The 16,763-nt window shown below is 65.6% G+C and carries 12 protein-coding genes and 1 riboswitch; of the genes, 6 read left to right on the top strand and 6 right to left on the bottom strand.

The window, feature by feature from the left end:
* The first annotated feature begins 128 nt into the window (after nucleotides 1–128).
* From DFS21_RS23890 to DFS21_RS23880, 3 genes are read left to right on the top strand one after another with little or no spacing between them, the layout of a single operon-like run.
* On the top strand, nucleotides 129–1,544 hold the full coding sequence (locus tag DFS21_RS23890; RefSeq protein WP_111533275.1) for an MBOAT family protein: 1,416 nt from the start codon (nucleotides 129–131) through the stop codon (nucleotides 1,542–1,544).
* Complete coding sequence (locus DFS21_RS23885) at nucleotides 1,531–2,694, top strand: SGNH family hydrolase (protein WP_256591581.1); 1,164 nt, start codon at nucleotides 1,531–1,533, stop codon at nucleotides 2,692–2,694. The genes DFS21_RS23890 and DFS21_RS23885 overlap by 14 nt, the downstream gene beginning before the upstream one ends.
* Before the next feature lies 1 nt (nucleotide 2,695).
* Entirely contained in the window at nucleotides 2,696–3,889 is a 1,194-nt protein-coding gene (locus tag DFS21_RS23880) for an SGNH/GDSL hydrolase family protein (protein WP_110704187.1), read from the top strand.
* Nucleotides 3,890–3,977: 88 nt separating this feature from the next.
* Here the strand turns inward: DFS21_RS23880 and ribB are convergent, their stop codons facing one another.
* Both ribB and rtcR read right to left on the bottom strand, forming a co-directional pair.
* Nucleotides 3,978–4,628, bottom strand: coding sequence for a 3,4-dihydroxy-2-butanone-4-phosphate synthase (gene ribB / locus DFS21_RS23875; RefSeq protein WP_111533274.1), 651 nt, complete (start codon nucleotides 4,626–4,628; stop codon nucleotides 3,978–3,980).
* Between the two features lie 80 nt (nucleotides 4,629–4,708).
* Nucleotides 4,709–4,850: riboswitch (FMN riboswitch) on the bottom strand.
* Nucleotides 4,851–4,886: 36 nt separating this feature from the next.
* Entirely contained in the window at nucleotides 4,887–6,470 is a 1,584-nt protein-coding gene (gene rtcR / locus DFS21_RS23870) for an RNA repair transcriptional activator RtcR (RefSeq protein WP_111533273.1), read from the bottom strand.
* Between the two features lie 601 nt (nucleotides 6,471–7,071).
* Between rtcR and DFS21_RS23865 the strand changes: the two genes are divergently transcribed.
* The 3 genes from DFS21_RS23865 to DFS21_RS27080 all read left to right on the top strand — a co-directional run bounded on the left by DFS21_RS23865 (nucleotide 7,072) and on the right by DFS21_RS27080 (nucleotide 11,230).
* The gene (locus DFS21_RS23865) at nucleotides 7,072–8,202 is read left to right on the top strand and encodes a slipin family protein (RefSeq protein ID WP_111533272.1); all 1,131 of its coding nucleotides are present in this window, start codon (nucleotides 7,072–7,074) and stop codon (nucleotides 8,200–8,202) included.
* A 38-nt stretch (nucleotides 8,203–8,240) separates the two neighbouring features.
* Nucleotides 8,241–9,446: an RtcB family protein gene (locus tag DFS21_RS23860; protein ID WP_111533271.1), complete on the top strand. Its 1,206-nt coding sequence runs from the start codon at nucleotides 8,241–8,243 to the stop codon at nucleotides 9,444–9,446.
* A gap of 329 nt (nucleotides 9,447–9,775) precedes the next feature.
* Entirely contained in the window at nucleotides 9,776–11,230 is a 1,455-nt protein-coding gene (locus DFS21_RS27080; RefSeq protein ID WP_256591578.1) for a hypothetical protein, read from the top strand.
* A 47-nt stretch (nucleotides 11,231–11,277) separates the two neighbouring features.
* On the opposite strand, the gene DFS21_RS23850 is transcribed toward DFS21_RS27080, so the two are convergent.
* From DFS21_RS23850 to DFS21_RS23835, 4 genes are all read right to left on the bottom strand, one after another.
* Entirely contained in the window at nucleotides 11,278–12,153 is an 876-nt protein-coding gene (locus DFS21_RS23850) for an alpha/beta hydrolase (RefSeq protein ID WP_111533270.1), read from the bottom strand.
* Nucleotides 12,154–12,220: 67 nt separating this feature from the next.
* Nucleotides 12,221–14,449 carry a TonB-dependent siderophore receptor gene (locus tag DFS21_RS23845; RefSeq protein ID WP_110704173.1) on the bottom strand — a complete coding sequence of 743 codons (2,229 nt, stop codon included), beginning with the start codon at nucleotides 14,447–14,449 and terminating at the stop codon, nucleotides 12,221–12,223.
* 83 nt (nucleotides 14,450–14,532) lie between these two features.
* Nucleotides 14,533–15,870 (bottom strand): sensor histidine kinase, encoded by a 1,338-nt coding sequence (locus DFS21_RS23840; protein ID WP_110704172.1) that lies wholly within the window; start codon nucleotides 15,868–15,870, stop codon nucleotides 14,533–14,535.
* A complete protein-coding gene (locus tag DFS21_RS23835) occupies nucleotides 15,870–16,562 on the bottom strand; it encodes a response regulator transcription factor (protein WP_110704170.1) in 693 nt (230 codons plus the stop codon). Before DFS21_RS23835 ends, DFS21_RS23840 begins: the two co-directional genes overlap by 1 nt.
* Between the last annotated feature and the right edge of the window lie 201 nt (nucleotides 16,563–16,763).

The following is a 16,763-nucleotide window of genomic DNA, read 5'->3' as shown; positions in this document are numbered from 1 at the left end:
GTTGCACTTGTACCCGACGGCCCGTCTTGCAATCTGCGAAGCAATCGAATTGTGGGGGTGGCGGCCCTCTGCCATAATCCGCGCGCTCTGGCCCGCAGGCCAGCGGCTTCCCTCCCCGACGTCATGTAATGGACTACGTTGTGAGCTTCCTCTCGATCGAATTCGGCCTCTGTTTCACGCTGTTCTTCCTGCTTTATTGGAGCCTGTGCTGGAGTGTCCGGCTGCAGAACCTGCTGCTGCTGACGGCCAGCTATGGCCTGGTGGCCAGCTTCAGCCTGCAGTCGCTTTACATCCTGCTGGGCTACAGTGTGCTGGTGTACCTGCTCGGCCTGCTGGCGGGGCGCTACCCTGGGCGCTGGTTTAGCCGCGTGCTGCTGTTGACGCTGGTGCTGGGCTGTTTCTACCTGTTCAAGTACCAGGCGTTCTTCGTCGAAGGCGCGCAGGCCGCACTGGCCACCGCCGGGTTCGACGTGGCGCTGCCGTTGCTGGAAGTGCTGGTGCCGATCGGGCTGTCGTTCTATACCTTCCATTCGGTCAGCTACCTGGTGTCGATCAACCGGCGCGAGCTGGCGCCGTCGGCGCCGCTGGACCTGGCCTTGTACCTGGCGTTCTTCCCCAGCCTGGTGGCCGGGCCGGTCAACCGCGCCCTGCATATGCTGCCGCAGATCCGCCCGCCGGCCATGCGCCAGGTGCTGGAGCCGCAGCGGGCACTGGGGCTGATCGCGATGGCGGTGGTCAAGCTGTTCTTCCTCAGTGCCTGGCTGGGCAGCGAGTGGGTGGACCCGGTGTTCGACACCCCAGGCAGCGCCACCCCCGAGCAGGTGCTGTTGAGCGTGTACGGCTACAGCCTGCTGATCTACTTCAACTTCAGCGGCTACACCAACCTGGTCACCGGCATCGCCTTGTTGCTGGGGTTCCGCCTGCCGGACAACTTCGACGCGCCGTATGCCGCACACAACCTCAAGGAGTTCTGGGGGCGCTGGCACATCAGCCTGTCGCGCTTCATCCGCGACTACGTCTATATCCCGCTGGGCGGCAACCGCCAGGGCGTATGGCGCGGCAACCTGAACATGCTGCTGGCGATGCTGGTGTCCGGGCTGTGGCACGGGGCGAGCGTGAACTTCATCATCTGGGGCGCGCTGCACGGCATGGGCCTGGCTATCTCCAAGCTGTTCAGCCAGTGGTGCCCGGGGTTCGCCAATCTGCCGGGATCGGGCTTGCTGGCGCGGTTGATGACCTTCCACTACGTGGCCTTCGCCTGGATCTTCTTCCGCAGCCCGACATTGGAGGGCGCGCTGGAGATGCTCGGCGACATCGCCCAGCTGAGCCTGGTGGGCCTGAACAGTGCCACGGGCCTGATGCTGCTGGCCTGCGTGCTGTTCGTGGTCAGTTATCCACAATGGCTGGCGCTGCTGCGCCAGAGTGGCGCGGCCTTCCAGCGCCTGCCGTGGCAGCTGTACCCGATCCCGCTCGGGGTCGGTGTGTCGCTGGTGATTTTCGCTTCGCAGTCGGGCGTGCCGGGGTTCATCTATGCAAGCTTCTGATAGCAAACAGCTGTTCCAGGTACAGATGGGCGCTGCCCGCGGCCTGTACGCGATCGTGGTCACCACCGCACTGCTGTTCTGGCTGAACCAGGACTCGATCAAACTCTACTGCCAGCAGAAGTACCACCAGAGCTGCGAAATCCCGCTGCTGGGGCAGATGCCGGCCTGGCGCACGGGGGCGCAACTGACGGCGCTGCTGGAGGCCCGCCGTGACGAGCTGCTCGAGCGCCTGCAGCCGGCGCCGCAGGTAGCCGAAGCGCCGCTGCCCGAGGTCCTGCCCGCGCCGATGCCGGTGGTCTCGGTCGACCTGCAGACCCCGGCGGCGCTGGCCAAACCGCTGCCGCACGGTGCGGCGCACACGCCGGCGCCTGTTCACGTGCCCCCGCCCGTCGCTGTAACCCCGTCCGTCGCGGCAGTGCCGGCGTCAGCGCCAATGCCAGCGGCAACTCCAGCACCCGCCCCGGCGCCGGTATTGCTGCAACCGGGCACCGTGGCCTCCCTGGCCGCTGGTGACGAGGTGTTCCTGGTCGGCGATTCGCTGATGCAGGGCGTTGCCCCGCACCTGGCCAACAGCTTGCGCAAGCGTTACCAGATCCGTACCGTCAACCTCAGCAAGCAGAGCACCGGCCTTGCCTACCCGGGCTTCTTCAACTGGCCGAAGACCGTGGCCGAGACCCTCGACCACGAACCGAACGTGCGCCTGATGGTGGTGTTCCTCGGCCCCAACGACCCGTGGGACATGCCCCAGGGCAAAGGCAAGCCGTTCCTGCGCTTCAAGTCGCCGGAATGGGAGGTGGCCTATCGCGCCCGGATCGATTCGATCCTCGAGCAGGCCCGCACGCACAACGTGCAGGTTATCTGGGTCGGGCCGCCGAACATGGAGAAGGCGCGGCTGTCCACCGCCATGGGTTACCTCAGCGGGCTCTACCAGGAGCAGACCGCGCTGTACGGCCAGTACTACGTGTCGGCCAACCCGATCCTCGGCTACGCCGACGCCAGCTTCGCGTACACGGTGCAGACCGCGCAGGGCAAGCGGGTGAAGGTGCGGGTCGACGACGGCATTCATTTCACCATCACAGGCCAGAAGATGATCGCCGAGCAGATACTGTCGCTGATCAGCTTTCCAGGCCTGACCGTAACAGGACATTGAGATGCGCCAATGGCATCACCTGCTGGGCCTGGCCCTGCTGATCAGCGCCGCGCCGGGTTGCAGCACCGGCGCCAACAGCGTGAGCGCCCAGCCCGCGGCGCGGCCCACCGCCGCGCCCGCCAGCCGCCAGGACGGCAACGTCGCCCTGCTCGCCGGCAAGCTGCGCAATGCCGGGCGTGCCCCGGTTGCCATCGTCCAGCTGGGTGATTCGCACACCGCCGCCGACCTGTTCAGCGGCGAGCTGCGCCGCCTGCTGCAGGCACGCTACGGCGACGGTGGCATTGGCCTGGTGCCGGCCTCGCCGGTGCCGGGGATCCGTAACGACCGAGTGATCATCAAGAGCGAGAAGCGCCAGTGGGAGCTGGTGTCGGCGCGCAACCAGCAGAGCCATCAGTTTCCGCTGGGCGGCTACCTTTCGCTGCCGCAGGCCAACCGTTCCAGCGTGATGCTGCAGGCGCGTGACGAAGACCGTCAGCGCTACAAGGTCTCGGCGTTGTACCAGTCCAGCGGGAGTGCCAGCCTGCTGGTCAATGGCGGCCAGCGCCGGGTGTTGCCGGCCAGCAACGGCCAGTGGCGCTTCAGCCCGGCGTTCGCCAATGTCGGCCTGCCGGTGCAACTGACGGTGGAGGGTGGCCGTGGCGTCGCCTTGGGTGGCTGGTACCTGCAGGGGCAGAAGAATGCCGGGGTGATCTATTCGACGCTGGGCATCAACGGCGCGCGCCTGGAGGTGGTGGACAAGTGGCAGGCGGGTTGGCGCGACAGCCTCAAGGCCGTGCGGCCGGACCTGGTGATCCTGGCCTACGGCACCAATGAGGCGTTCGACGACAAGCTCGACCTGGCGCTGTACCAGGCGCAGTTGGAGGCGACCCTTACGGGCGTGCGCAAAGACCTGCCGCAGGCGGCGATACTGCTGGTCGGCCCGCCGGACTCGATCAAGCAGCGCAAGGCGCGCAGTTGCGCGGCGCGCCAGCCGCAACCGCTGGCCTCGGTGATCCGTATCCAGAAGCAGATGGCGCGCAAGCACAAGGCGCTGTTCTGGGATTGGCAGGGGTTCATGGGCGGGCCGTGCTCGATCGCCGGCTGGCAGGCGCAGGGGCTGGCGCGGCCTGATCTTGTCCATCTGACAGCCGATGGCTATCGCAAGAGTGCGGCGGGGTTGTATGAGTATCTGAAGGGGCCGTTGGGGTTGCGTTGAGGCCTGGCCTCATCGCGGGGCCAGCCCGCCCCCACGAAGCACCTTGGTACTTGGCGTGGGAGCGGGCTTGCCCCGCGATGCCTTTGGATCAGGCCGGCTCGGCCTCCAGCTCAACCATCGCCTCGCGATAGCGCGCCAGCTCCTCGATGGTCAGCACCGGCAGGTTGTACTGCCGCGCATACACCGCCACCTGCTCGCCCCGGGCCATGCTGCCATCGGGGTTCATCAGTTCGCACAGCACCGCCGCCGGGCGCAGGCCGGCCAGGCGGGCCAGGTCCACCGAGCCTTCGGTGTGGCCACGACGGGCCAGCACGCCGCCGTCACGGGCGCGCAGCGGGAATACATGGCCGGGGCTGACGATGTGGCGCTGTTGCGCGGTGGAGCGCAGCGCGGCTTCGATGGTGGTGATGCGGTCCTGGGCCGACACGCCGGTGCTGACCCCTTCGGCCGCTTCGATGGTGACGGTGAAGCCGGTGCCATGGCGGGCCTGGTTGTTCTGCACCATCGGCGCCAGCTGCAGGGCGTCGACGGTGGCTTCGTCCAGGCACAGGCAGACGATACCGCTGCAATCGCGGATCATCATGGCCATGGTCTGCAGCGAAAGGTTCTCGGCGGCAGCGACGATGTCGGCTTCGTCCTCGCGGTCGTCGTCGTCGAGCAGCAGCACGGGGCGCCCGGCCTGGAAGGCGGCGATGGCGGCGCTGACGTTGGGGAATTGCTTGTTAAGCGGGGTGGACATGAAACGCTCCTCGTGAATGATCGATGAACGTCTCGGGGCGAACAAAATGCGCGCGCAAGGGCGCCTGGACGGCCCCTGCCAAACGCCTTCTTTCATCCGGACTATGACCGTCGGCCCTGGAATCTCACCAGATCTGCTGACCCCCGGCATGGCCGGGGCGCTCGCGGGCTCATCTTTCGATTTACCGCCGGTGGGGACTTTCACCCCGCCCTGAAGACTGGGCAAGCATACCGTACCGAGCCAGTCTGATGGCAAGCCCTACGACTTTAGTTGCTGCCAATCCAGCCCGAACCGCGTCAGGTACTTGCGCAGGCGGTCGGCGTCGTTAGGGTTGGCCTTCTCCTGGCGTGATACCGCGAACAGCTGGCGCCCGGCCTCGGACAGGCTCTGGGCGCGGCGGCACACATCGATCACCGCCTGCAGTTGTACCTGGTCGAACAGGTCCAGTTCGCGGCCGGCCAGCAGCGGCTCGGTTGCCGATTCCAGGCCCCAGGCATAGCGCAGCCGAGCGATCTCTTCCTCGACCAGTGCCTCGTCGATGCGCCCGCTGTCGGCCAGGGTCGCCATGCGCGTGATCGATGCCGACAGCTCGCGGAAGTTACCGGCCCAGCGTGCTTCGCTGGCGTGGGCGAAGGCCAGGTAGCGGCGCTTGGCTTCGAGGTTGAAGCGCACCTGGCGGCCTTGCTCACGGGCGTGGCGCTGCAACTCGAAATCCAGGTTCGGCTCGATGTCCTCGCGCCGCTGGGCCAGGCCCGGCAGGGCGAAGGTCCACAGGTTGATGCGGGCGAACAGGTCTTCGCGGAACGAGCCGTCGGCGACCTTGGCGCGCAGGTCGCGGTGGGTGCCGGCGATCAGTTGGAAGTCGCTTTCCACCTCACGGTCGGCGCCCAGCGGGAAGAAGCGCTTTTCTTCGATGGCCTTGAGCAGCATGGCCTGTTCGTCGGCGCCCAGCTCACCGATTTCGTCGAGGAATAGCATGCCGCCGTCGGCGGCGCGCAGCAGGCCGTCGCGGGCGTTCTGCGCGCCGGTGAAGGCGCCTTTGGCATGGCCGAACAGGGTCGACATGGCGCCGTCGCCGCGCAGGGTGGCGCAGTTCACCTCGATGAAGCGACCGCCCAACTGGTGACGACCGCGCTTGAGCTCATGGACGCGGCGGGCCAGGAACGACTTGCCGGCGCCGGTCGGGCCGACCAGCAGCATCGGCGCCTTCGAGCGCAGGGCGACCCGTTCGATCTGCTCGATGGTGCGGTTGAACCCGGGGTTGCGCGTGGCGATGCCGGACTTGAGCAGCGACTGCCCCTCGACCTGTTCCCGGCGAAAGCGCGAGGCGATCGGGTCGTAGCGCGACAGGTCGAGGTCGATCAGCGTGGCGATGCCGGCCGGGTCGCTGTTTTCGTCGTGCTTGCGCGAGGGCGAGGTCTGCACCAGGCGCGCCGGCAGGTAGCGCGCCTCGGTGAGCAGAAACCAGCAGATCTGCGCGACGTGGGTGCCGGTGGTGATATGCACCAGGTAGTCCTCGTGCTCGGTGTCGAAGCTGTAGCCGCTGGCGAAGTCGTGCAGGGCGCCGTAGACCTCCTCGAAATCCCACGGGTTGCGCAGCGCCAGAGGATGCAGGCGCACCTCGGTGCCGGGCGAGACCTGCTGGATGTCGGCGCGGATTCGCTCGGCCAGGCCGAGGTCGCGTGCGCCGGGGTCGTGGATCAGTTCCAGGCGGTCAAGAGGCAGGTCGGGTTGCTGGCACAGGCTGATGGTCGGCCTCCACCGGTTCCAGCGTGCGGCGCCCTTGCCGTTGCGATCGAGGGTGGTGCCGAGAAAGCCGATGGCGACGAGAGGCTTGGTCATCCGTGATTATCCAGCAAGATAAATAGGTATCTAATGGTATATGAAAATTGGAATCGTCATGACCATTGCAGTGTGCCGTTGAAATCGTAAATTGAAATTAAATCGTTATAAATCAGTTAGTTAATAAATATTTTGAGTGTCGGATAAAAAACTGGCACGCCGCTCGCTATACCCCTTTCGACCGCATCGCCAGGCAGGCCCTCGGGTCAGGGGATATCAACCCCCGCCGGTGCACGTACCCACCCTCAGGTGTCGGTGTCGTGCATGCCGCCGCCGCAACGACCGGTCACTGCGGCGCAAGCCTGTAAACAGGCTTGCGAGGCGCTCGCCGGGCCAAGTCCCGGCACTACCCTCCACGGTAGCTACAACCGCAACACCCGCAGGTGGGGCACAGGCAACGCAACCAGGGCCAGGATGGTCCGCTTTTGCGAAGGACGCCTGGGCCACCGCTGGCTCACCCGGCCCGTGGGCCGGGCCTGGCGCAACGATGGAGGCCGCCGGAGCAACACTCCCGGCCCCGGACTCCGCCAGGCTTCGCCCACGGCGCTCGGTGAGTCGGCGACCACCCGCAACCAAGGACATTGATAAAAGGATGAGCATGATGAAACTGTTGAAACGCTTTGTGGTGAAGAAGAACGAACGTGGCCTGCTGATGAGCGAAGGCGACTTCGTCTCGATTCTCGAGCCTGGCCAGTACCAGCGTTTCGACTGGCAAGACCGGCTGACGGTGACCACCTTCAGTCTCCAATCCCCGCTGTTCGACCACCCGCTGGCGCAGTACCTGCGTGGGCATGAACCAGCTCTGGTCGAGCAGCATTTCGAAGCCATGGACCTGGCGCAGCACGAGGCCGGCCTGCGTTTCGAGAACGGCCGCCTGGTCGAGTTGCTGGCACCGGACAGTCGCCGCCTGTACTGGAAAGGCCAGGTCGAGCATGGCTTGCAGCGCATCGACCTGAATCAGGGCCGGCGCCTGGACGATGAACTGGTGGTCCGCCTGAACCGCCCCGGCGTGGCCGGCACGGACCTGGTGCTGCTGGCGCTGGTGCCGGCGTTCCATGTCGGTGTGCTGAAGATCGACGGCATGGTAGCCGGGTTGCTCGAGCCGGGCCGCCATGGCTACTGGCGCTGCGGCAGCCAGGTAGCGGTGGAGATGGTCGACACTCGCTTGCAGGCGCTGGAGGTCAACGGCCAGGAGATCCTCACCCGCGACAAGGTCAGCCTGCGCCTGAGCCTGGTGGCCAACTGGCGCTACACCGATGTACTCGGCGCCCACGGGCAGATGAGCAAACCGGTGGAGCACCTGTACCGCGAACTGCAGTTCGGTTTGCGTGCCGCAGTGGGCACCCGCACCCTCGACGAACTGCTGGAAGACAAGCAGTCCATCGACGGTAGCGTCACCGAGCACCTGCTGGCGCACCTGCAAGACAGTGGCCTGGAGGTGAGCAGCCTGGGGGTGCGCGACATCATCCTGCCGGGCGAGATGAAAACCCTGCTGGCGCAGGTAGTGGAGGCAGAGAAGGCTGCCCAGGCCAACGTGATCCGCCGGCGTGAGGAAACCCAGGCGACCCGCTCGCTGCTCAACACCGCCAAGGTGATGGAAGGCAACCCCACGGCCCTGCGCCTCAAAGAGCTGGAAACCCTGGAGCGGGTGGCCGAGCGCATCGACCGGATTTCGGTGTTCGGTGGCCTGGATCAGGTATTGAATGGCATGGTCAGTCTCAAGGCGGGTTGACCCTTTGCGACACGACGTACGCAACAAGGAACAAGGTAATGAACATACTCGAAGTGGCGGGCGGCAAGCCGATCAAGCTGTGGACCGACGGTGTGCCGGTCGAGGACGACGCCCGCAAGCAACTGATGAACACGGCGAAGATGCCGTTCATCTTCAAGCACCTGGCGGTGATGCCGGATGTGCACCTGGGCAAGGGCTCGACCATCGGCAGCGTGATCCCCACCGTGGGCGCGATCATCCCGGCGGCGGTGGGCGTGGACATCGGCTGCGGCATGATCGCCGCGCGCTCCTCGCTGCATGCCCGTGACCTGCCGGACAACTTGCATGGCCTGCGTACAGCCATCGAGAAGGCCGTGCCCCATGGCAAGACCTTCGGCCGTCGCGACCAGGGTGCCTGGGACAACGTGCCGAACCACGCCGACCAGGTCTGGAGCGGCCTGGCCGGGCGCTTCAAGGCAATCACCGACAAGCATCCGCGCCTGGAGAAGACCAACAACCGCCAACACCTGGGGACACTGGGCGGCGGCAACCACTTCATCGAGGTCTGCCTGGACGAGGCCGACCGCGTCTGGTTCATGCTGCACAGCGGCTCGCGTGGCGTCGGCAACGCCATCGGCAACCTGTTCATCGAACTGGCCCAGGCCGACATGCGCCAGCACATGGTCAACCTGCCGGACCGCGACCTGGCGTATTTCGAGGAAGGCAGCCGCCATTTCGCCGACTATGTCGAGGCGGTGGAGTGGGCGCAGGACTTCGCCCGGCATAACCGCGAACTGATGATGCAGGCGGTGGTCGCCGCCACCCGCAAGGTGCTGGGAAGGCCGTTCGAGGCCAGCCTCGAAGCAGTCAACTGCCACCACAACTACGTGCAGAAAGAGCAGCATTTCGGCCGCGAGGTATTGGTGACCCGCAAGGGCGCGGTGTCGGCGCAGAAGGGCCAGCTGGGCATCATCCCGGGCTCGATGGGCGCCAAGAGCTTCATCGTTCGCGGCTTGGGTAACGAGGAATCGTTCTGCTCGTGCAGCCATGGCGCGGGCCGGGTGATGAGCCGGACGAAGGCCAAGAGCCGCTTCACCGTCGAGGACCAGCAGCGCGCCACCGCCCATGTGGAGTGCCGCAAGGACAAGGATGTGATCGACGAGATCCCGATGGCCTACAAGGACATCGATGCGGTGATGCAGGCCCAGCGGGAGTTGGTCGAAGTGGTGCACACCCTGCGTCAGGTAGTGTGCGTGAAAGGTTGAAGCGGGCGACAGCGGCCAGCTGGATGGGCACCTGCGCGGCATCGTCCAACGCAGCGCGTCGCAGGAACTGCGCACTGCATCGCTGTCGCAGCGACCGTGTGCCACGGGGTTGGGTACCCGCATGGGCTGCCCTGAATCCAGCTATTCGGGTGCTCGACCGAGTGTCACAGGCGTATTGCCGACTCAAACGGATTCCGGTATTGGTGGTGGCTCTTTGATATCTATTTGTTTTCCGGTCAGCCGTTCAGGGCCCGACCGTGCCACTCGAACCCCAGCAGTTCACGATTTTCCGCACCCACCCGGTTGATTGAAGTGACACAGGAGTCGTCATGCAGGCAGCGAAAGAGCTCGATCAGGTCACCAACGTGAGTTTCCTCTTCGGCATTGCCAAAGTGCAGGCCGAGGCGCCACCGGACTATGCCCGTCAACACCTGCTGCGTTACCTCGCAGAGTATGGCGAGCAGGGCGTGGATGAAGAGCGTCTGCAGCAGATGACCAGGCTGATGGCCGCTATCCCGCTCACCTCGGCCGATACCTTGCCGACGTTGCGCGATTCGGTGCTCAGGCAGCATGCCGCGCGCACTGCCTGCATCCGCCAGGCTGTGGAGCGCCAAACGCCATTGCTGGAAGGCGAAACCTTGCTGGAGGAGAGCTTTGCGTTTCTCGGCAAACCATACAACGGCTGTCGTGTCCGTTCGGTGGCACTGTTGCGCACTACCAACTATGGGCAATTGGTGTACCTGTTCAAGGATGTGGTGGTGGGGCAGGATGGCCAGTTGCTGTTCATCGAGGCAGTTGGCCCGGTGAGCTCGCCAGCAGCGGATCTGGAGCTGAGCTCGACGGATGTCGTTGCAGCGGCATTCGGTGAGCTGGGTGGCAAGCTGGCCACGTCCCTGGCCTCCGCTGTCGGTGGTGCAATTGGCAAGGCACTGTTCGAGCAGGCCTTTCCGCCAGGCGTGCCGAGCTACTTCGACCAGGTCTATGTTGAGCTCAAACGGATTGTCGGTGGTGAATTGCAGCAGAGCCTGATCGACAGCATCGACGGCTCGATCAAGAGCATCCAGCAGCATCTGGAGACCGAATACCTGCCGGCCAAGGAATCACTCGATTTCACGCTGCTGGAGGATCGCAAACAACTGTTCGCGCTGTTGCAGAAGTACGAGACCACTTACCTCTCCGGCCCGGGCGGGATGCTGGGCACGCTGATGAACGAGAAGTACGCCAAGCTCGGTTTTGGCGTGTTCCTGATTGCCGCCGGTGTGCAACTGGCGTTGTTCCAGGAGATGGCTTTTGTCGATCCGAACGGCCTGGGACGCGATGGCACGCTACGCAGCCCGCTGCAGTCCAGTTATGGCCAGCCCAAGACCGGCACGGTTGCCAGGGCCGCGAAGATGTACGCCGAGTTCGCCGCCGAGCTGTGGCCGCGGATCATCAAGGACCGTGAAGCGAAGATCAGCCATGATGTGCGCAACATGTGCGCGCCGGGTGATACTGGGGGTACCAGCTGTCATCGCTATGGGTGGCTTGACGATGAACTCGAGCGTAGTGTGCTGCTGCCGTGCACCTGGAAAACCAAGGTGACGCTGTACCGTGTCTGCGATGGTGACAAGAGTGGCAAGAACCCCAACCTCGACTTCATGAACGAGCGTTTCGCGAATTACCCGGTGGAGCGGGTCGAGGCGCTGCGCAAGTCGTTGGGTGTGCCGGAAACCATCATCGAGCAGTGGAGAAGCCTCATCGAGACGCCGGTCCGGCCAGCGCCCGAGCCTGCTCGCCAGGCCTGATGGGTGAGGCGCTGGCCAGGTGATTGGCCGGCGCCTGCGGGCGACCCTTACCTGTACATCCCTTCCACCACCCTACGCAGCGAGGCTGCCAGCATCGGGCCGTGCCCCAACCCCGGGAAGCGTTCGTAGCGAACCTGCAGCCCTGGCACCTGCGCCAGTGCGCCGGCGAGGTCATGCAGCGCTTTGCCACTCTCGTCGCCCGGTGAGCCGTGTGGCTCGTCAGGCTCGTCGGTGCCTCGCATCAGCAGCAGGTTCGGCCGACTGTCGCTCATGTGCAGCCCTTGCGCCTCTGCGACGATGGCACCGTCATTCCACCACAACGATGGGCTGGCAGCCGCGTAGCTGCTGAACATCCCTGGGCGGGTGAACAGCGTATGCAGTACAGCAAGCCCGCCATAGGAATGGCCCCAGAGGGTTTGCCGTTGTGGATCGATGGGCGCGACCGTGGCGACCATCGGGCGCATGCGTCGCTCGAGCAAGTCGAGAAACCCGTCGATACCACCGCTGGGCTGGCCGGTCAGTGGGTCATGCTGGTCAACCCGGCCTGGCACCTTGGGGGTGTAGTCGTAGGTGCGGGCACTGCGCTCGATGCGTTGGTCGGTCTGATAACCGATGGCAACCAGCAGGGGGGCCTGCCCGCTCGCCAACTGCTCCAGTTGTTGCGGTTCGAGGGCACCAATGGCGGCATTGCCATCGAGCATCCACAGCACCGGGTAACCGCTGGCAGGTGCAGGGTGCAGCGGTTTTCCCACCCACAGGCGGTAGTGGCGCCGGCCGTCCGCCGAGTCCAGGTCAAGGTGGCTGAAGCGATAGGCCAGGTCCTGGCGCTGCAGCAGGGTGCGGTCCATTTTCTGCTCAGGTTGGGGGCGCGCATAGGCGGGCGCGGTCATCGCCAGTGCCAGTACGAGCGGAAGAATCTTCATCGGGCGTACTCCTTGTAGCGTCCAGGGCAGGCCGCCGCTGCGTCGATGGCGTCGCGGCGGCACAGGTTCAGAAGGAGGCGGTCAGGCTGGTATAGAGGGTGCGGCCCGGTTCGTTGTAGGTGGCCGCGCCCGCGCCCTCGATCCCGTTCACCGCCTGGGCGTTGCCGGCGCGGTACAGGCGCTTGTCGAACAGGTTGTCGATGCCGGCGGTGACGCTCAGGTTTTTAGTGAGCGCATAGGTGCCGCTGGCGCCGACCAGCGCGTAGGGTGCCACCTGGTCGTTGGCGGTGCCGGTGACCCGCTTGCCCTGGTAGTCGTACTTCTTCGGCGTCTGCTTGCCATACCAGGCCACGCTCAGCTGCAGCGACAGGTCGTCGGAGGCTTGCCAGTCGAGCATCGAATTGAGGGTGTAGGCCGGGGTCACCGACAGGGTCTCGCCAGTGGTCTTGTTCTTCGATTGCAGCATGTAGGTGAAGTTGTTGCTCCACTTCAGCTGTTCGCTCAGCGGGATGGTCAGGGTGCCCTCGAAGCCCTCGACCAGCGCTTTGGGGATGTTCTCCCACTGGTAGAGGGTGGCGTTGGCGTTGGCGCCGGTGCCACCGGCTGCCTGGCCGATGCCGCTCAGGCCCGAGTCGATCTTGTTCTTGTAGTCGTTGCGAAAGTACGTCAGGCCGGCGACCCAGCCGTTGTCCTGGAACTCGATGCCCAGTTCCTTGTTGACGCTGGTCTCGGCCTCCAGGTGCGCGTTGCCCTGCAGGTAGCAGCTGGTGCTCTGCCCGTAGCAGCCCTGGCCACGGCTGTAGAGCAGGTAGTCGGGGTTGAGCTGGTACAGGTTCGGCGCCTTGTAGGCGCGGGCGATGCCGGCCTTCAGCGTCAGGGTGTCGCTCAGCGCGTGGGACAGGTTGAGCGACGGGCTCCAGTTGTCGCCGACGATGCTGTGGTGATCGAAGCGCAGCGCCGGAGTGAGCATGGTGCCGGGCAGCAGTTCGATGTTGTCCTCGGCGAACAGCGAGAAGATCTGCGCCTGGCTGCTGGTACTGCGGCCGCTGCTGGTCAGGCCGGGCACGCTGCCGCCTTCGCTGGTGGTCTGGGTATTGGCGCTGGGGTCGTCGAGCTTCTGCTGGCTCCACTCGCTGCCCAGGGTCAGGGTCTGGTCGCGCCAGGCGTGCAGTGGCAGGTTGAGCTCGCCGTGGGCGGTCAGGTCGCGCAGGGTCGAGGTGTAGAAGTCGGTGTTGCTGAAGATACCTTCGGTGCCACCGGCCAGGCCTTCGTTGATGCGCTGGTTGCGGGTCTTCTCGTATTGCAGGAAGGCCATGCTGCTGCCGAAGTCCCAGTCGCCACGGTGAGTGATGGCGAAATTCTCGCGGTAGAGAATGTTGGTTTCCTTGCCCAGCATGCTTTTGACGTTGGCATTGGAGTTGGTGTTCTGCGTATCGCCCGCGTACAGGTTGCCTTGGCGGCTGAAGCCGGCTTCGAGTTCCAGGGTCTGCTCCGGGGTCAGGCGCCAGCTCAGCAGGCCGTTGAGGTCCTTGTTGCGCACGCCTTCGCGGCCGGCGGGCAGGGTGCCGGCCTGGGTGCCGGAGCGTGCGGACTCGTGGCCGGCGTTGATGTCCCAGTCGTCCGCGTCGGTCTTGGCCACGTTGCCGTACACCCGATAGCTGAGGGTGTCGGTCAGTGGGCCGTTGAGGCCGAAGCTCACGCGCTTGGTGGCGCCTTCGTCACCGTGCTGCGGGAAGTTCTGGTACACGGTCATGTTGCCGTGGGTCTCGCCCGCCGGTTGCTTGGTGATGATATTGATCACCCCACCCATGGCCCCGGAACCATAGCGTGCCGCCGCCGGGCCGCGGATCACTTCGATGCGCTCGACCTGGTCGGCCGGCACCCAGTTGGTGTCGCCGCGCGAGTCGCGTTCGCCACGCCAGCCGTAGCGTACTGAGCTGCGGCTGCTGACCGGCTTGCCATCGACCAGGATCAGGGTGTTCTCCGGCCCCATGCCACGAATGTCGATCTGACGGTTGTTGCCGCGTTGACCGCTGGTGGAGTTGCCGGTCAGGTTGACCCCCGGCATGGTGCGGATGATCTGCGACAGGTCGTTGGCCGGCGGGCGCTTCTTGATGTCTTCGGCGGTGATGATCGACACTCCGGGCGCCTGCTTGGTCTCTTCCAGCGCGGTGGCCACCACGTTCTGGCTTTCCAACTCGATCGGTGCGGGCTGGTTGGCGGCGTGCACGGCGCTGCTCAGCAGGCAGCTGGACAGCAGCAGGAAGGGTGATAGGCAAAGCGGGCGGGGCGACATGTGTGATCTCCGGCGCGGCGGGCTGATTTCAAGAGATCACAGATGGTAATAGCTCTTATTTGAGAGTAAAGCGCATTAACTTTCTAAACACTTTCGGCCGCGGGCAGCAGCAGGTGCAGGCACAACCCAGGGTAGCCATTGCTCGCCCAGAGCCGTCCGCCCTGCAGCTCGATGGCGCGCCGGGCGATGGCCAGGCCCAGGCCGAAACCGGCGCCGCTGCCGGGCAGGCGGCGATAGGCCTGGAAGATCGCTTCGAGCTCCGCCTCCGGCACCCCAGGCCCGTGGTCGCGCAGGCACAGGTGCCAGTGCGTGCCCTCGCGCCAGCCCTCCAGGCTGACCTGGCCACCGGCGGGCGAATGACGGATGGCGTTGCGCAGCAGGTTTTCCAAGGCCTGGGCCAGGCTGTCCAGGTGGGCCTGCACCACGCAGTCGAGGCCGAGCGAGCAGGGCAGTCGCGCCATCGCCCAGCCGCTCTCGAAGCAGCTGTCCTGCACCAGCGCTTCCCACACCGAGAGCACCAGCACCGGCTCGGTCGCCAGTTGCGGCTGCTCGGTGTCCAGCCACGCCAGGTCGAGGGTGTCCTCCAGCAGTTTCTGCATGTCGTCCACTTCCCGGTCCAGGCGCTGGCGCAACTGCTCCGCGGGCAGGCCGCTGTCATGGGCGATGCGCAGGCGCGCCAGTGGCGTGCGCAGTTCGTGGGACAGCGTGCGCAACAGCAAGCGTTGCTGGTCGAGGCTCCTGCGCAGGCGCACGGCCATGTGCTCGAAGGCCTGGGCCAGTTCGCCCAGTTCGTCGCGGCGCTCCTGCAGGGGCAGGCCGGGGCCGTCCAGGTCGTCTGCGCGCAATGCGTCGGCGCGGTCGCGCAGGCGGTTGAGGGGCACGACCAGGTGGCGGTACAACGCCAGGCCCAGCAACAAGGCGAGCAGGGCAGGGGCCACGCCGTGGGTGATCACGTGGGTCCAGGGGGTCAACCCGGTCGGCAGCAGGTGCTCGGGGAGCTGAATGACCAGGCGACCGTCCTGGGGGCGGCTGGGGAACTCGATGCTCACATAGGGCAACTCGTCCTGCAGGCGCCGGCTCATGGGCCAGTCGAGCTTGCGCATGAAGGTCAGGCGGCTGGCCTCCTCGGCGCTCAGCGGGGTGGAACCGAGGCTCTGCAGGTGCGGGCCGATGATGGCGACCCAGGTGTCCTCCTCGGCTTGCAGCCGGCGGCGCAGGCGCTCCACGCCGTCGGCGCCGTCTGTGCGCCAGGCCTGCTCGGCCTGTTCGGCGAAGCCTGCCAGGTACACCCGGTCGGCGGGGGCGAGGAAGTAGGTGCTGCGCTCCACCGACAGCCCCCAGGTCCAGATCAGCCAGGTCAGCAGCAGGCAGAAGCACACCTGCAGCAGCGCCAGTTTCCATAGCAGCGGATGCCGGCGCATCAGGCGCTTTCCGTGTCGACCAGGATGTAGCCCTGGCCGCGCACGGCCTGGATTTCCAGGTGCCCCGCACCGATGGCGGCGAGCTTGCGGCGCAGGTTGCAGACATGCACGTCCAGGCCACGGTCGAGGCGGGTGTAGGCCCGGTGCAGGACGCTCTGGTAGAGGAAGGCCTTGCTCAGCGCCTCGCCGGGGTGGGCCTGCAAGGTCGCGAGCAAGCGGTACTCGGAACCGGTCAGCCCGGCGTTCTGGCCATGGTGCGCGACATCATGGTTGGCCGTGTCGAAGTCCAATGCGCAGGCATTGCGCGGAGCGGGCGGGCGCCGGTCCAGCGCCACCCGGCGCAGCAGGGCGTCGACCCGGGCATCGAGCTCGGCCAGGCTGAAGGGTTTGGGCAGGTAGTCGTCGGCGCCACGGGTGAAACCGCTGATGCGGTCCTGCTCGGCACCCAGGGCCGACATCAGCATCACCGGCACGGCCTGGTGCCGGCGCAGTTCGTCGAGCAGGCTGAGGCCGTCGACACCCGGGAGCATGATGTCTAGCAGCAGCAGGTCGAAGTGTGTCTGGTGTATCGCATTCAAGGCCTGGGTGCCGTTCTCGCAGGCCTGAACACTGAAGCCACGGCGCAGGAAGTGGTGTTCCAGGTCCTGGCGCAGGCGGGGATCGTCTTCGGCGAGGAGGAGCTTGGGGGACACGGGATTGCCTTGATGAGAATACATTGCAAATACGAATCATCCCATTGACGGCGGTGCCGGGGCAATGGCCAGGTGCTGGCATTTCGTCGCGTTACACGGCACATGCGGGAGCAACTGTCTTGAGGGGATTTTTTTAGAAAGATCCTTTCAGACATAGCTTCGCCAGCGACTCCCTCCAGATGGAGTCGCTGGCGAAGCCCG

This window comes from Pseudomonas sp. 2848 (assembly GCF_003253945.1).
GTDB lineage: Bacteria > Pseudomonadota > Gammaproteobacteria > Pseudomonadales > Pseudomonadaceae > Aquipseudomonas.
This window is presented reverse-complemented; position numbering and strand designations above follow the sequence as displayed.

Bases quoted from the DNA above. Each gene is read 5' to 3' on its own strand.
- DFS21_RS23890 (WP_111533275.1), top strand. From the start codon at position 129: ATGGACTACGTTGTGAGCTTCCTCTCGATCGAATTCGGCCTCTGTTTC.
- rtcR (WP_111533273.1), bottom strand. From the start codon at position 6,470: ATGACCAAGCCTCTCGTCGCCATCGGCTTTCTCGGCACCACCCTCGAT.
- DFS21_RS23850 (WP_111533270.1), bottom strand. From the start codon at position 12,153: ATGAAGATTCTTCCGCTCGTACTGGCACTGGCGATGACCGCGCCCGCC.
- DFS21_RS23885 (WP_256591581.1), top strand. From the start codon at position 1,531: ATGCAAGCTTCTGATAGCAAACAGCTGTTCCAGGTACAGATGGGCGCT.
- DFS21_RS23845 (WP_110704173.1), bottom strand. From the start codon at position 14,449: ATGTCGCCCCGCCCGCTTTGCCTATCACCCTTCCTGCTGCTGTCCAGC.
- ribB (WP_111533274.1), bottom strand. From the start codon at position 4,628: ATGTCCACCCCGCTTAACAAGCAATTCCCCAACGTCAGCGCCGCCATC.
- DFS21_RS23865 (WP_111533272.1), top strand. From the start codon at position 7,072: ATGAAACTGTTGAAACGCTTTGTGGTGAAGAAGAACGAACGTGGCCTG.
- DFS21_RS23840 (WP_110704172.1), bottom strand. From the start codon at position 15,870: ATGCGCCGGCATCCGCTGCTATGGAAACTGGCGCTGCTGCAGGTGTGC.
- DFS21_RS27080 (WP_256591578.1), top strand. From the start codon at position 9,776: ATGCAGGCAGCGAAAGAGCTCGATCAGGTCACCAACGTGAGTTTCCTC.
- DFS21_RS23860 (WP_111533271.1), top strand. From the start codon at position 8,241: ATGAACATACTCGAAGTGGCGGGCGGCAAGCCGATCAAGCTGTGGACC.
- DFS21_RS23880 (WP_110704187.1), top strand. From the start codon at position 2,696: ATGCGCCAATGGCATCACCTGCTGGGCCTGGCCCTGCTGATCAGCGCC.